This window comes from Vibrio satsumensis, from assembly GCF_050337435.1.
Taxonomy (GTDB): domain Bacteria; phylum Pseudomonadota; class Gammaproteobacteria; order Enterobacterales; family Vibrionaceae; genus Vibrio; species Vibrio satsumensis.
This window is the reverse complement of sequence record NZ_JAKJSX010000006.1, coordinates 68,329-81,796: the sequence shown is the minus strand read 5'-3', so window position 1 is coordinate 81,796 and position 13,468 is coordinate 68,329. Positions and strand designations below refer to the sequence as shown.

The window sequence follows — 13,468 nt, the reverse complement described above, 5'->3', positions numbered from 1 at the left end:
TGCGCAGTCCTGTATAAGGTTCTTGATATGAATCTCTACCCATGGCATTTTTAGTCTAAATTGACTTTATTTAGGACAAAAATGGAAGACTTGATCGTCGCGTATTTTAGGGCACTGAGCTCATTCTTTAGGTATCTGTTTCAGTCGATCTTGATTGAGTTCATTGGTTACGGAGCTGGCTGGATAGTCTGTAAAGTATTCACATTAGGGCGCTTCCCCCCATTGATTCCAACTGAAAAAGAGCGAACTAGAATCTCTTATATCGGAGCTATTAGCATCGTGTTGCTTCTGTTAGCAATTGGTGTGTTCAATAGTTTGTGATTCGGAGTGAGGATATATGAAATTTTACTCCGCGGAACAATACCAAGCGGCTTGCAACGAGCTGTTTGTCCGATACGAACGTGGCATCAAAAAGCTAATCTCTAATGCGAGAGTTGAGCATGTAGGTGCATCTTCTATTCCATCTGCAGTATCTAAAGGCGATTTGGATATATTCGTGGGTATTGAATCGAGTGAACTTGAGTACGCCGTTGAACAACTCTCAACGCTCGGCTTCAATGAGAAACTCGATACCTTAAGAACGCTCGAACTGTGTATGTTGGAGTCTACATCTGGGGACGATGTGGCGTTGCAAGTTGTCGCTAATGGTTCTGAGTTTGAATGCTTTCTAACGTTTCGTGACAAGCTACGTGCGGCCCCTGCCTTAGTCGAGCAATACAATGCCCTCAAAATGTCTTGTGAAGGTTGGCCACAAGAAGAGTACCGTGCAAAGAAGTCGGCTTTTATCGATCATGTGTTGGAGCTGAAATAGCCAGTCGTCTTGTGATAGATTGAGTGAGGTTAGTGATATAGCCGTGGCTTCCCATTTTCCAACAATTCCTTGAGGTAGGCTTATGATTACAATTAGAAAAGCGGTTGAGTCTGATGCTCAGGATATTTTCGATATTCGAAGCCGTGCCATTGTCGAGAAGTGCTCGGCTTATTACTCAGAAGAACAGCTGTCAATATGGACGCAGGGTGGAATGTCTGATGGATTCATAAGCGATGTAGTCCAAACTTTTCACGTTTCAGAGGTCGATGACCGAGTGATTGGCAGCGGTAAAATCAACATCGAAACCGGTATGGTTGATGCTATTTTTGTGGACCCAGATTTTTCCGGAAAAGGCGCAGCGAAGCTGATGTTGCAGTTCTTAGAGGAACTAGCGATTCAACACAACTTACCGTTAATGAAGCTAGAATCGACCCTGAATGCTGCGGAATTTTATCGTTCGTGTGGTTTTATCGGTGATGAACTTTCCACTTATCACTCGCCTAGAGGTATTAGCCTCGATTGCATCCCGATGGAAAAGCCGCTACTTGCTTAAATAAACAGCGCTAACTCCAATGGTTGGTGCTGTTTTTACTTTCCCCTCACACTCCTTTCAAATATCGAATTTAGTATCAAATTTCTCTTTGTTATACAGGCAAGTCTCTCATTATGAAGAACTTCTTTGATAGCGAACTCATGCTCTCTAGCTCCTTGAATTTCGTTTTGCTATCGCTTGGGCTAACGCTCCTTTTACACCTTCCCATTTGGTGTGGGTTCAACTTGAGCCGACGTAAATGGAAATTGATGGACTATTTGTGGCCATTATTGGCAGGGATCGGGATGCTCGGTGCAGTGTCTGAGATTCGTGCGAAAGTGGCGGGTGACTGGGTTGAAACAGAACAAACCAGAGCAGTGGTGATTCTAGAATCGGTTCAGCAGTTTTCTTTGGATAAGCTGAGAAGTGATATCTGCAAAGGTCAACCATCTTTAGATAACCAGGCTCAGCATCATGAAGCGTGTTTGTGGTATTTGAGCACAGCTATGACGTTCAAAGATGTTGATTTTACCTTGTTACCCAATGCATCGGATTTTACGGTTCCTGCGCCTAATGTATCGCTGGTTGAAAGTGATGCGGTGTGGGTGGATGGCATGCTGAGTCAGTATGAGAAGCAGAAAAACCAATACATAAAAACCAGAGAAGCGCAGGTGAAGCAACCGTTAGAAAGCATCTTTTGGTATGTGAGTCCTTACTTAGTCTGTTTCGCAATAGCTCTGCGTCTTACTAAAGTGACGGCAGAGCTTAAACTGGATAAGTGCGTAAATTGAGGTAAAGATATTGGTCACTACATCGATATGCAGTGACCATGTTGTTGGTATTATGGGCATCGATAGGCATTAATCCATTTCAACAACGAGTTTACCGTTAGCTTGGTTGGCATCCATTAGCGAGTGAGCCTTTTTGGTATCTTCATATTTAAAGACTTGAGAAATAATCGATGGCATTTTTCCTTCGAGTATTTGGTCCGCAACCCAGTCAAGCGGTGACTCTTCTAGTGGTAGTTCGTTACCTAGCATTCCACTTTGGAAAAAGCTTAGTTTTACAGAGCTTGGTAGGTCTGACATTAAACCAAAGTTCTCAATCACAGGTGCACCGCCAAGAAGGCCGACTACAGTGACTTCACCCCATGGTCTAATCGCTTTCATTGTATCAATAACGGTTGACGCACCAACAACTTCCAGGGCTTTATCGACACCTTCAGGAAGAATGGCTCGTACTTTGTCACCTACATGACCATCATCGATAAGAACGTTATCTGCCCCCATGGACTTCAAGAAATCAACCTTATCTTCACTGCGTGTTGTTGCGAAGATGGTTAAGCCTTTTGCTTTAGCATAAGTGATGGCCGCTAAGCCAACTGCTGACGTTGCCCCTCTAACTAATAACGTTTCACCTGATTGAATGTTTAGCGTTTTGTCCAATGCACCCCATACCGTTGAGTAAAGCTCTGGTAATGAAGCGAGAGTGGTAAAATCAATATCACTATTTGTTTTTTTCACGTTTGTTTTGTTTACGGCAATGATTTCTGCATAACCACCGTGGCGAGCAAACATCATTCCGCCCATTGCAGTAACAACCTTGTCCCCTTTCTGATACATACCTGATGGGTCGAAGATAACTTCGCCAGCAGCTTCAATACCCAGTGCCAATTCAGGGTTTAGTTGGCCAAAGTGGCCTGCTCGGTAATAAGTTTCTGCTTTATTTAGGCCAAATGCTTTTACTTTAATTTTGACTTCATTTTCTTGTGTTTCTGGTTCATTAGTATCAATCAGAGTAAGAACTTCTGGAGAACCTGCTTGTGCTGCGATAATAGCTTTCATGATTTTATTCCTATGTTTTTACGTTAAATCTCGTGTTGAGAACTGCAGTATCAAGTAAACCAAAAAGAACAACAATATGGTAAAGTGCTAATAGACTATCCCATATTTGGAATTATTATATGAAAGATGTAAGCCTTAATGGTGCACGGATTTTCGTTGCGGTTGTGGACAAAGGCTCTTTTACCGCGGCAGCTAAAGAGCTCAATGTTCCACTCACTACAGTAAGTAGAAAAGTTTCAGAGTTGGAAGAGGAACTAGGCATTCGTTTATTGGAAAGGACAACGAGAAAACAGAGGTCAACAGAAGCTGGCGACATCTTATATAACTCTTTTGTTCGTGCATTCAATGAGATTAATAATGGCCTTGAGACTTTATCTGATAATCAACAAGCCATAAGAGGGCGGATTAAAATATCTATTCCTCCCTCTTTTCATATTGTGTGGCCATTGTTACAAGCTTTCAAAGAAGCTTATCCAAACATTGAAATTGATACGGTAGTGACGACAGAAAAGTTAGATTTAATTTCAAATGGGATTGATGTTGCCTTTCGTGTTGGGAGCATTAACAACTTATCGCATGTAGTTCGTCGTTTAACTTCTTATCGTCATAAGCTGGTTTCTTCTCCTGAAATGGATCCAATCGCTAAGCCATCGGAGCTTTATCATAAATCTTGTATTGCATGGGGTTATCCGGGAGAGAGTATTCTCTGGAGCTTAGGAGATGAGAAAATAAAAATTGAGCCGAAAGAGGTGTGTAATGACTATTCTCAACTTAAGTATAGTGTTTTAAATGGTCAGTACGTTACGGAACTGCCGCCATTCTTATGTGAAGGCGAGATTAAAAGAGGGGAGTTAATCGAGGTTTTACCTGACTTTCCGATGCCTTTATTCGAAATCAGTTTGCTTTACCCTTCCAGAAAGCAGCTTCCGCGTTTAACTCGGTTGTTCATTGATCATAGTGTTCAGTATTTTAACGAGAAAGCCTGACCATAGAGAATTCAATAACGGTTCTTTGTATGGAATACACCTAGAGGTCACAGCTTAAACGCCCTAGTTACCGTATTTTTAAATGGTGTGAATTTGGCTTGAGGGAATGATGAAATTATCGAATAAACAAAGTGGTGTTTTAAAAGGAATGGTCTCAGCAATGCTGACTTCAATCGTTGTCATCGCAGTTGCGGTTGTATTCGACCCCTTCAATTACTCAGAAATTAGTCAAGTATCAGAACGACTTACTGTTTTAGCACTGTCCTTACTATTTCCGGTTCTATTTTTGATTGCATCAATTGGTCGGCTCGCCAAGTTCCGTTTTTTTAGCCCGGAAGACATTGATGGCAGTGGTTTAACGTCTGGCACAAACGAAGCGATGATTTTACAGAGCTTACTCCAAAACACATTAGAACAACTTGTGATTGCGCTTGGTGTGTATACGGCTTGGAGTTTATTAATGCCAGCTTCATGGTTATCGGTCGTACCGTTGTGCTCGATGTTGTTTGCCATTGGGCGAATTTTCTTTTTTAAGGGGTACAAACAAGGTGCTCCAGCCAGAGCGTTCGGTTTTGCTCTGACATTTTATTCCACCGTATTAATGTTCTTAGTGCTCATCGCCTATCAACTTCTAGCGCTCATAAGTTAGTTCTCAGGCTTGGTCGTTATCATGCAAAATAGGCGATGTTATGTCGCCTAATTAAAAACACTGTTCAATAGTTCAAGTGTTAGATATCATTCTGCTCAATTTTATAAACAGTAGGGTGTGAGTATGATAAAGCTAGGGGTACCTTTACTTGTTTTGTTCTCGGGCAGTGTATTTGGCGCGAATGAATCTGTGTTTTTAGGGCACGGAAAACAATATGAGATACCGACACCGAGTTTTTCTGAAAGGCAATGTGGAAGTATCATTTGTAAAGAGAGAGGTGCGATACAAACTGTACCGTCAATCGGTGACATACCTGAAAGAGAGCCGAATGATACTTTGGATACGATTGGTAGTGCTATCTACTTTATTGGTGAGCTTGGGTTTGCAGAGAACCTAAACGAACCTAATTATCGCGTTTACCCTTCAAACTAAGTTTAAAACACCTTCCATCTAGTGGCGGTTAAGTCCGTCATTTTTGTTTTCCCTTCCGGCTCTCTTCGTGAACCCCCCTCTTTTCTGATGATATTACAGGGTAAGTGACAGCCTTGATTCGGATCGAATGCTTTTAAAGCGTAGGTCTACACTTCATGGTAACCAAGGAGTGCACCATGAAAGATCTCGATGACATTATGGCTACGTTAAATAATTACGCAGACGCGTATTGTGCAAAAGATATTGAAGCACTGATGCGTGTATTTGATGTGAATGGCCACATTTCAGTGATAGGGACGGGTGAAGATGAGTTGTGTTCAGGTGCAGAATCAGTAAAGCAGCTATTTCTGAGAAATTTTGCTGAAGCCACAGCGATAAGATTTGAATGGGGTTGGTCAGATACTGTGATATCGGGTGATCATGCTGTGGTTTCACAATGTTTAACGATCCATTTGAATGCGGGTGGATCGTTTTTGTCTATCCCTGTTCGTTGGAGCGTGATACTCAAGAAAACGGACCGCTGGGTGTGGCTGCACAGACACGCTTCATCGGCCGCGACTTCTCAGGGGGAAGGGCAGGCTTATCCGACTCGATAGTAAAAGGTTTACGGCCTTCAGGTCGACAAAGACAACGCAAATGATAGCAAGATCGGCAAAGTAACCACGCTCAGGAAGTTGCCAAATAGCACCATAGACGCGACCTTGGGTGGCTCGACATTGAAGCGTTCTGCGAACAGGTAGTTCATTACTGCGGGTGGCAGCATGGTGAACAGAACCATCATTTGCAGGTGCAGCGTAGGCAGAGGAATAAAGAAGTAGATGATGGTAAAAGCGATGGCTCCAGTAAACAGTGATTGAGCGGTACACAATAAGCCGACTTTCAACCCGCTTAGCCTCAAGTTGACCATTTGCGAACCCAGTGACAACAGCATGATAGGGACAGCGGCTTGGCCAAGAAGCGATGTCGCTTCGTAGATTGGATTCCACACAGTAATACCAGATAAGTTGAGCGCCATCGCTAATGAAGCGGCTAAGAATATTGGCATTTTGAGGATCTGTTTGATCGGATTACCTTCACTCAGTAACGCCAAACCAACACTAATGTGCACACAAGCCGATACCACAAACAGTAATACCGCAGGGGCTAACGCGCTCTCACCAAAGGTATACGTGAACAACGGAATAGCGAGGTTGCCACTGTTGCGGAACATGTGTGGCGGAGCCCAAGCTTTGAAATTGAGCTTAAAGATCTTGCAGATTGGTATCATCAATAAAGCGGGCACTAACACCGCAACCAAAGAGGCAGAAATCAGCGGAAGTTGTTCGGTGTCGAGCGGCATGGTGGTCAGCGATGCAAACACCAAAGCAGGAATACAAACATCCATGTTAATGCGATTGATCGGCTTAAAATCGGGTTTGAGCCAACGACCCACTGCAAAACCAGCACTGGCTAAAGCAAAAACGGGAAACAGAATGCTGACGACCTGTTCGAACATAGAATTCCTTTCTAAGCGTGTGTGGGTGTTGTTTTAAACGGACAAAGCTTGACCAATCATCGTCTAACGTACCAACATAAATCGGCTGCGTCATGGGTGTGGAGCACACCACGAGCAATAATTTGTATTTCTTTGAATAAAGGACAAAAAAAGACCAGCTACGTTAACAGCTGGTCTTTAAAACTAGGCGAATTTGGACGGGTTCTTTAACAACAAAGGTTACCTAGTATGTGCTCATTGCTAGCAAATTAACTCACGAGCTTTTTGTAGTCTTTAAAGTTCACATCGTAGGCTTTCTCACCGTAGATATAAGTCTCGCTGACGGTTCTGTCGTCTCCTAAGCTCATCAGTACAAATAGCTTTTCTTCAAGCTTGGTCGCTTGTTCCATCCTAAAGCGCATCAGTTGGGTAGCGTGCAAGTCGAGCACTACGAAATCCGCTTCTTTGCCTACTTCCAAGTTACCAATCTTGTCTTCTAAATGTAGCGAGCGTGCGCCACCCAGAGTTGCTAAGAACAGTGATTTAACCGGGTGTAGTTTCTCTTGTTGAAGCTGCATGATTTTGTACGCTTCGCTCATGGTTTGCAGAATCGAGAAGCTGGTACCAGCGCCAACGTCTGTCCCCATTCCAACACGAATACCGTGCTCTTCCATTTTTGGCAGCTTGAATAAGCCAGAGCCTAAAAACAGGTTTGAAGTAGGGCAGAAGGCGATTGCAGAATCGGTATCCGCTAGGCGTTTGCATTCGCAGTCTGATAGGTGAATACCGTGTGCGAATACCGAACGTTTATGCAGCAAGCCATAGTGGTCATACACATCTAAATAGCTGTCGCGTTCGGGGAACAATTCTAGAACCCAGTCGATCTCTTTCTTGTTTTCAGAAAGGTGGGTGTGCATGTACACATCTGGGTATTCTTCTAATAGCTTACCAACCGTCGCCAATTGTTCTGGAGTGCTGGTTGGTGCGAAACGAGGCGTCACAGCGTAGTGCAAGCGACCACGGTTGTGCCATTTCTCGATGAGTTCTTTTGAATCTTCATAGCCAGATTCAGGGGTATCGGTGAGGTAATCAGGCGCGTTGCGATCCATCAAAACCTTACCCGCGATCATACGTAGGTTACGTTTTTCAGCTTCTTCGAAGAACACATTGACCGACTCTTTGTGCACTGTGCCGAACACGAGTGCTGTCGTGGTACCGTTGCTGGCCAGTTCGTCTAGAAATAGCTTCGCCACTTTGTGTGCGTAGACTGGGTTTTTGAAGCGTTTTTCTTCTGGGAAGGTGTAGTTTTCCAACCAATCGAGAAGCTGCTCACCGTAAGACGCGATCATCCCTGTTTGAGGGTAGTGGATGTGCGTATCAATAAAGCCAGAGGTGATCAGCTTGTCTTTGTATTCTTTTACTTCGAGTGTTTTTGGTTGGCGAGCTAATACTTCATCGGCATGGCCTAGGTCGACAATGTGGCCGTTCTCAACCACTAAAACACCGTCTTCAAAATAGTCGTAAGACTCATCGATACCGACGTCTTTTGGGTCGGCTACGCTGTGTAAAATACTTGCGCGATAAGCTTTGCGTTGCGTTGTCATGTTTACTTCCTTTTAATGACTTCAGCGACGTTATGGCCACTGAAGCTTTGCGACTTTTATTAGGCGATCTTCTCTTCCAGAGGAGGTTCGCCTACATCGCTTGGTTGACTGTGTTGATCGGTCAAATCCTGATTTTGATATTGTTTGGTTGGACGCTTTTGTTCAAGTGCCTGGCCTTGATAATGTGCGATCAGTTCACCCGCAACCGATACCGCAATTTCGGCTGGATGTTTGCCATTCACAGCACTAATACCAATAGGGCAAACCATCGTTTCAATTTGTTCTTGGCTGTAACCACGTTGTTCTAGGCGGAAGTCGAATTTCTTGCGCTTGGTCAGCGAGCCGATCATGCCGAAGTAGCGACTGTCTTCACGTTCGATGATGGCTTTAGTTAAATCGAAATCAAGCTGGTGGTTGTGCGTCATCACAAGGTAGTAGCTGTTCGGTGGCATGTGTTTTACTTCGCCAACTGGGTCGTCTGAGACCAGCTTTTTCACACCGTGAGGAAGTGTGTCAGGGAACACTTCTTCACGTTCATCAATCCAGGTCACACGGAAGGGCAGGGTTGCGACAATGTGCAGCAGCGCCTTAGCCACATGGCCGGCGCCGAACAGCACGAGGTGGTTCTGCTGAGTCCCAATCGGTTCAAAGCTTAATGTTGCCATTCCGCCACAACATTGGCCTAAACGAGCACCTAGGTTAAAGCGTTCTACTTTGAGCGATTTTTCGCTGGCAATCAGCATCTCGCGAGCCATTTTAGTGGCCACATGTTCAAGGTGACCACCACCAATCGTAGCGATGATTCGGTCACGAGTGACAAGCATCTTGGTACCCGCATCACGTGGCACTGAGCCTCTGTCTTCAAGCACTGTCACCATGACACATGGTTCGTAGTTCTCTTCCAGTTTTGCCAGTTCGTGAATCCAATTATCCTTAAACATATGTCCTCCTAAATCCCTTCTGTGCTTCCTAGCTGCCTATTGGTGTCTTAGATACCCTATCAGCCCTAAGCCGTTTCTGATTGAGCATCGACCGAAGTCGGGGCTGTTTCAGAGACTTCCTGAATCGCCATCAGAATGCGCTCTGGCGTTGCTGGTGTGTTCAGCTTAGGAATCGCGCCATCAACGGCTACGTAGCTAATCGCATCTTTCAATGCACTCCATACCGACATACCCAACATAAAAGGTGGCTCACCCACGGCTTTCGAGTTGAATACTGTGTCTTCTGGGTTGCTACGGTTTTCCAAAAGGTGCGTTCTGAAATCAATCGGCATATCAGCAATCGCTGGGATCTTGTAACTTGCAGGGCCGTTGGTCATTAAGCGACCTTGTTGATTCCATACCAGTTCTTCTGTAGTCAACCAGCCAACGCCTTGCACAAAGCCGCCTTCGACTTGGCCGATATCAATCGCAGGGTTCAACGAAGCCCCCACGTCATGCAGAATATCGACACGTAGAATTTTGTTTTCGCCCGTTAGGGTATCAACGATAACCTCTGAACAAGATGCGCCGTATGCGTAGTAGTAGAACGGGCGACCGCGTGCTTTCTCGTGATCGTAGAAGATCTTCGGCGTGCGGTAGAAGCCGGTGCTCGACAGCGAAATTTGGTTAAACCAAGCCAGTTCAACAAATGAGTTGAAGGTCATGATCTCATCGCGGATCTGCACCATACCGTTCTTGAAGATGACTTCTTCAGGCCACACTTTGAAGTGTGAAGAAGCAAAGTCGATCAAGCGCTGCTTAATGGTTATTGCGGCGTTTTGCGCGGCCTTACCGTTGAGGTCGGCGCCCGATGAGGCTGCGGTTGGTGATGTGTTCGGAACTTTGTCTGTGTTTGTAGCGGTGATCTGGATACGTTCGACATCGACTTGGAACTCCTGTGCAACGATTTGTGCCACTTTGATGTTCAAGCCTTGCCCCATTTCCGTACCACCGTGATTCAAATGAATACTGCCATCGGTGTAGATATGGATAAGCGCACCTGCTTGGTTCAAGAAAGTCGCAGTAAACGAGATGCCGAATTTCACTGGTGTGATCGCTAGGCCTTTCTTCAAGATAGGGCTTTGCTTGTTGAACTCAGCGATTTCTTTACGACGTGCGTGATAGTCACTGCTGCGTTCAAGCTGTTCGGTTATCTCAGGTAAAAAGTTGTCTTCAACGGTTTGGTAGTAATGGGTCACGTTACGGCCTTCTTCGCCGTAGTAGTTCGCCTTACGTACTTCCAAAGGATCTTTTTTCAGGTAACGCGCAATCTCGTCCATGATGTGTTCAATGGTCATCATGCCTTGCGGGCCACCAAAGCCACGGTATGCGGTGTTCGATGCTGTGTTGGTTTTGCATCGATGACCGACCACTGTTGCATCGCCTAGGTAATAGGCGTTGTCTGAGTGGAACATCGCGCGGTCGACGATAGAACTTGATAAGTCTGGCGAGTAGCCACAGTTACCTGCAACGGTAATGTCGGCACCTTGAATCACACCATTGTCGTCAAAACCGACGGTGTATTGATTGTAGAACGGGTGGCGTTTACCGGTTTGCTGCATGTCTTCATTACGCAGCAGACGCATTTTGGTAGGTCGGCCTGTGAGGTGGGCAATCACCGCAGCCATACACGCTGGAGAGGCTGCTTGAGTCTCTTTACCACCGAAACCACCACCCATACGACGCATATCAATCACGACTTTGTGCATCGGTACGCCAATCACTTCCGCAACCAGTTTTTGAACTTCGGTCGGGTTTTGTGTTGAGGTGTAGACGATCATGCCGCCGTCTTCGGTTGGCATCACGCTACTGATTTGGGTTTCTAGGTAGAAGTGCTCTTGGCCGCCGATCTCTAGGTCGCCAGAGATCACGTGTTTTGCTTTTGCCAATGCGGCTTTCGAATCACCACGTTGTTGAGTGTGGCTTTCTGTTACGAAGTGCTCTTTTGCCAACGCTTCTTTTACATCAAGAATGGCAGGTAGCTCTTCGTATTCAACAATGGCTGCGTGCGCGGCTTTGCGTGCGGTTTCTAAATCGTTTGCTGCTACCGCAATCACGGGTTGGCCGTAATACTCTACTTTGCCATCCGCAAGCAGTGGATCGCCCGGTAGGATTGCGCCGATATCCAGTTCACCCGGTACGTCTTTGGCTTGAATAGCAATCGCCACACCTTCAAATTCGTAACACGGTGATAAATCTATCTTGGTGATGTTCGCGTGTGCTTGTGTGCTCAGGCGTGCGTATACATGCAGCTGATTTGGGAACTCTAGGCGGTCATCAATGTATACCGCTTCGCCCGTTACTTGCTTGGCTGCACTGTCGTGTTTAACGCTTTTACCCACGCCAGTTTTTAGGTCTTGTTTTGCAATGGTAACCATCTCTTCGTGGGTCATCGCATGCTCGTGTGATTTAGACATAAGACGTTACCCTTGTTTCGATTTGGTTGTTTTTGTTCTGTTGTTCAATGAAGTAGCGACGCAGCATGTTGGCCGCCGACAATGAACGGTATTCTTGGCTTGCACGGAAATCAGATAGCGGCTCAAAGTCGTTATACAGTTCCTGCATCGCTAACTTAATATTAGCGTCTGTCCACGGTTTGCCTAATAACGTATTTTCACAACGCGCCGCGCGCTTAGGTGTTGCAGCCATACCGCCGAAAGCGATACGAGCGTAAGAAACCTTGCCATCTTCGATTTGAATATCAAACGCACCACACACCGCGGAGATGTCATCGTCTAAACGTTTAGACAGTTTGTAAGCTCGGAAACTGTCGTTAGTTGGCTTAGGAATAATAATCTGCTCAATGAATTCACTCTCTTTCTGCGCCGTCACTTTGTAGCTGATGAAGTAATCTTCGATCGGCATGATGCGTGACTCATCACCGCAACGCAGTTTGATCTTCGCGTTAAGTGCAATCAGCAGAGGAGGTGTATCACCGATAGGCGAAGCATTAGCAACATTACCGCCAATGGTTCCTTGGTTACGTACTTGCAGCGAAGCAAAGCGGTGTAGTAGCTCACCAAAATCTGGGTAGTGTTTTTTCAGTAGTGAGTAAGAATCGCTAATAGGAAGGTTGGCACCAATGATTAAGTCGGTGTCTGTCTCTTCACATACTTTCATGTCTTCAACAAGGTTGACGCTGATCAGCGTTTCAATCTCACGATGGAATTGAGTTACTTCCAGTGCTAAATCCGTACCGCCAGCAACCAGCTTTGCGTTCGGATGTGCTTGAAAAAGCTTGGCCAACTCATCGGTGCTTTTCGGGGAAAAAGCCGTGAGGTGACCAAGGCGTAAGTTAGCCTCAGTGTCTTGAATGCTTTCTAATTTCTTGATGGTGTTGCGTTCAAGTTCAGCAAATTGGTCTATCAAAGGTTGGTCTGTTGAAAGTGACATCGCAGCATCAACAATTGGGCGGTAGCCAGTACAGCGACATAGGTTACCCGCCAGTGATTCCATGACGTCTTCTTTGCTCGCATCGGGTTTGTTCTTACCTAGCGCAAACATCGACATGATGAAGCCCGGCGTGCAGTAACCACACTGTGAACCGTGAAAATCAACCACTGCTTTTTGCACTGGATGCAGAGAGCGGTCTTTGTTTTGCAAATCTTCTACCGTGATCAGTTGCTTACCATGCAGCGCTGATACAAAAGTTAGGCAAGAATTGACCGAACGGTATTGCAGTTGCCCATCAACTACTTCACCTAGAACGACCGTACATGCGCCGCAGTCGCCTGAACCGCATCCCTCTTTTGTACCCGTCTTATTTATCTTGGTACGAAGGTAGTTGAGCACTGTCATGTTAGGTGACAGATTGTCTTCACGTCTTATTTCCTGATTGAGCAAAAAAGTAATCAAGAGACCTCCTTGTATATCGACATATTTCCATGTGTATTCTTTTTGACTTCTAGGTCAATAATTATCCATCCTGACCCTGTGGTCAACTATTTATTTACAAAAATGCAACAAAGAGATGTTGGTTAAAATTGTATACAATAAATTATCGACTCTATTTTGTTGTTTTATAAAGGGTTGTCCGAAGTATCAATCAGTTTGATAATGTGAATGAATTGATGGCGATGTATACAAAATAACGGCAGGGTTTGTGGGGTAGGCGGGAAATGCATTATTGAGGCTAAGTTAGCGGTTCAGGCCAGGT

Annotated in this window: 14 protein-coding genes; 8 read left to right on the top strand and 6 right to left on the bottom strand. The window is 45.2% G+C overall.

The features are described from left to right. Nucleotides 1-81 precede the first annotated feature (81 nt). From L4C44_RS07910 to L4C44_RS07895, 4 genes are all read left to right on the top strand, one after another. Nucleotides 82-321 (top strand): hypothetical protein, encoded by a 240-nt coding sequence (locus L4C44_RS07910; protein ID WP_017086627.1) that lies wholly within the window; start codon nucleotides 82-84, stop codon nucleotides 319-321. A 16-nt stretch (nucleotides 322-337) separates the two neighbouring features. After that, nucleotides 338-811 carry a GrpB family protein gene (locus L4C44_RS07905; RefSeq protein WP_428804799.1) on the top strand — a complete coding sequence of 158 codons (474 nt, stop codon included), beginning with the start codon at nucleotides 338-340 and terminating at the stop codon, nucleotides 809-811. An 82-nt stretch (nucleotides 812-893) separates the two neighbouring features. Beyond that, entirely contained in the window at nucleotides 894-1,364 is a 471-nt protein-coding gene (locus L4C44_RS07900) for a GNAT family N-acetyltransferase (protein ID WP_327784543.1), read from the top strand. Between the two features lie 248 nt (nucleotides 1,365-1,612). Continuing rightward, a complete protein-coding gene (locus L4C44_RS07895; protein WP_428804798.1) occupies nucleotides 1,613-2,134 on the top strand; it encodes a hypothetical protein in 522 nt (173 codons plus the stop codon). A 69-nt stretch (nucleotides 2,135-2,203) separates the two neighbouring features. Here the strand turns inward: L4C44_RS07895 and L4C44_RS07890 are convergent, their stop codons facing one another. Further along, nucleotides 2,204-3,187 carry a zinc-binding dehydrogenase gene (locus L4C44_RS07890; RefSeq protein WP_428804797.1) on the bottom strand — a complete coding sequence of 328 codons (984 nt, stop codon included), beginning with the start codon at nucleotides 3,185-3,187 and terminating at the stop codon, nucleotides 2,204-2,206. A gap of 119 nt (nucleotides 3,188-3,306) precedes the next feature. On the opposite strand from L4C44_RS07890, the gene L4C44_RS07885 reads away from it, so the two are divergent. The 4 genes from L4C44_RS07885 (at nucleotide 3,307) to L4C44_RS07870 (ending at nucleotide 5,850) form a co-directional block, all read left to right on the top strand. Continuing rightward, entirely contained in the window at nucleotides 3,307-4,173 is an 867-nt protein-coding gene (locus tag L4C44_RS07885) for a LysR family transcriptional regulator (RefSeq protein ID WP_428804796.1), read from the top strand. Nucleotides 4,174-4,279: 106 nt separating this feature from the next. Next, entirely contained in the window at nucleotides 4,280-4,822 is a 543-nt protein-coding gene (locus L4C44_RS07880) for an MAPEG family protein (RefSeq protein WP_428804795.1), read from the top strand. A gap of 123 nt (nucleotides 4,823-4,945) precedes the next feature. Then, nucleotides 4,946-5,254: a hypothetical protein gene (locus L4C44_RS07875; protein ID WP_428804794.1), complete on the top strand. Its 309-nt coding sequence runs from the start codon at nucleotides 4,946-4,948 to the stop codon at nucleotides 5,252-5,254. A gap of 176 nt (nucleotides 5,255-5,430) precedes the next feature. Then, nucleotides 5,431-5,850 carry a nuclear transport factor 2 family protein gene (locus L4C44_RS07870; protein ID WP_428804793.1) on the top strand — a complete coding sequence of 140 codons (420 nt, stop codon included), beginning with the start codon at nucleotides 5,431-5,433 and terminating at the stop codon, nucleotides 5,848-5,850. A gap of 17 nt (nucleotides 5,851-5,867) precedes the next feature. Here L4C44_RS07870 and L4C44_RS07865 read toward each other — a convergent pair whose 3' ends face one another. The 5 genes from L4C44_RS07865 to xdhA all read right to left on the bottom strand — a co-directional run bounded on the left by L4C44_RS07865 (nucleotide 5,868) and on the right by xdhA (nucleotide 13,167). Continuing rightward, nucleotides 5,868-6,749, bottom strand: coding sequence for an AEC family transporter (locus tag L4C44_RS07865; protein ID WP_428804792.1), 882 nt, complete (start codon nucleotides 6,747-6,749; stop codon nucleotides 5,868-5,870). A gap of 248 nt (nucleotides 6,750-6,997) precedes the next feature. Next, nucleotides 6,998-8,332: a guanine deaminase gene (gene guaD / locus L4C44_RS07860; RefSeq protein ID WP_428804791.1), complete on the bottom strand. Its 1,335-nt coding sequence runs from the start codon at nucleotides 8,330-8,332 to the stop codon at nucleotides 6,998-7,000. 59 nt (nucleotides 8,333-8,391) lie between these two features. Continuing rightward, the gene (xdhC, locus tag L4C44_RS07855; protein ID WP_428804790.1) at nucleotides 8,392-9,273 is read right to left on the bottom strand and encodes a xanthine dehydrogenase accessory protein XdhC; all 882 of its coding nucleotides are present in this window, start codon (nucleotides 9,271-9,273) and stop codon (nucleotides 8,392-8,394) included. 65 nt (nucleotides 9,274-9,338) lie between these two features. Then, on the bottom strand, nucleotides 9,339-11,729 hold the full coding sequence (gene xdhB, locus L4C44_RS07850; protein ID WP_428804789.1) for a xanthine dehydrogenase molybdopterin binding subunit: 2,391 nt from the start codon (nucleotides 11,727-11,729) through the stop codon (nucleotides 9,339-9,341). Then, entirely contained in the window at nucleotides 11,722-13,167 is a 1,446-nt protein-coding gene (gene xdhA, locus L4C44_RS07845; RefSeq protein ID WP_146490282.1) for a xanthine dehydrogenase small subunit, read from the bottom strand. Before xdhA ends, xdhB begins: the two co-directional genes overlap by 8 nt. Between the last annotated feature and the right edge of the window lie 301 nt (nucleotides 13,168-13,468).

Bases quoted from the DNA above. Each gene is read 5' to 3' on its own strand.
- L4C44_RS07910 (WP_017086627.1), top strand. From the start codon at position 82: ATGGAAGACTTGATCGTCGCGTATTTTAGGGCACTGAGCTCATTCTTT.
- L4C44_RS07905 (WP_428804799.1), top strand. From the start codon at position 338: ATGAAATTTTACTCCGCGGAACAATACCAAGCGGCTTGCAACGAGCTG.
- L4C44_RS07900 (WP_327784543.1), top strand. From the start codon at position 894: ATGATTACAATTAGAAAAGCGGTTGAGTCTGATGCTCAGGATATTTTC.
- L4C44_RS07895 (WP_428804798.1), top strand. From the start codon at position 1,613: ATGGACTATTTGTGGCCATTATTGGCAGGGATCGGGATGCTCGGTGCA.
- L4C44_RS07890 (WP_428804797.1), bottom strand. From the start codon at position 3,187: ATGAAAGCTATTATCGCAGCACAAGCAGGTTCTCCAGAAGTTCTTACT.
- L4C44_RS07885 (WP_428804796.1), top strand. From the start codon at position 3,307: ATGAAAGATGTAAGCCTTAATGGTGCACGGATTTTCGTTGCGGTTGTG.
- L4C44_RS07880 (WP_428804795.1), top strand. From the start codon at position 4,280: ATGATGAAATTATCGAATAAACAAAGTGGTGTTTTAAAAGGAATGGTC.
- L4C44_RS07875 (WP_428804794.1), top strand. From the start codon at position 4,946: ATGATAAAGCTAGGGGTACCTTTACTTGTTTTGTTCTCGGGCAGTGTA.
- L4C44_RS07870 (WP_428804793.1), top strand. From the start codon at position 5,431: ATGAAAGATCTCGATGACATTATGGCTACGTTAAATAATTACGCAGAC.
- L4C44_RS07865 (WP_428804792.1), bottom strand. From the start codon at position 6,749: ATGTTCGAACAGGTCGTCAGCATTCTGTTTCCCGTTTTTGCTTTAGCC.
- guaD (WP_428804791.1), bottom strand. From the start codon at position 8,332: ATGACAACGCAACGCAAAGCTTATCGCGCAAGTATTTTACACAGCGTA.
- xdhC (WP_428804790.1), bottom strand. From the start codon at position 9,273: ATGTTTAAGGATAATTGGATTCACGAACTGGCAAAACTGGAAGAGAAC.
- xdhB (WP_428804789.1), bottom strand. From the start codon at position 11,729: ATGTCTAAATCACACGAGCATGCGATGACCCACGAAGAGATGGTTACC.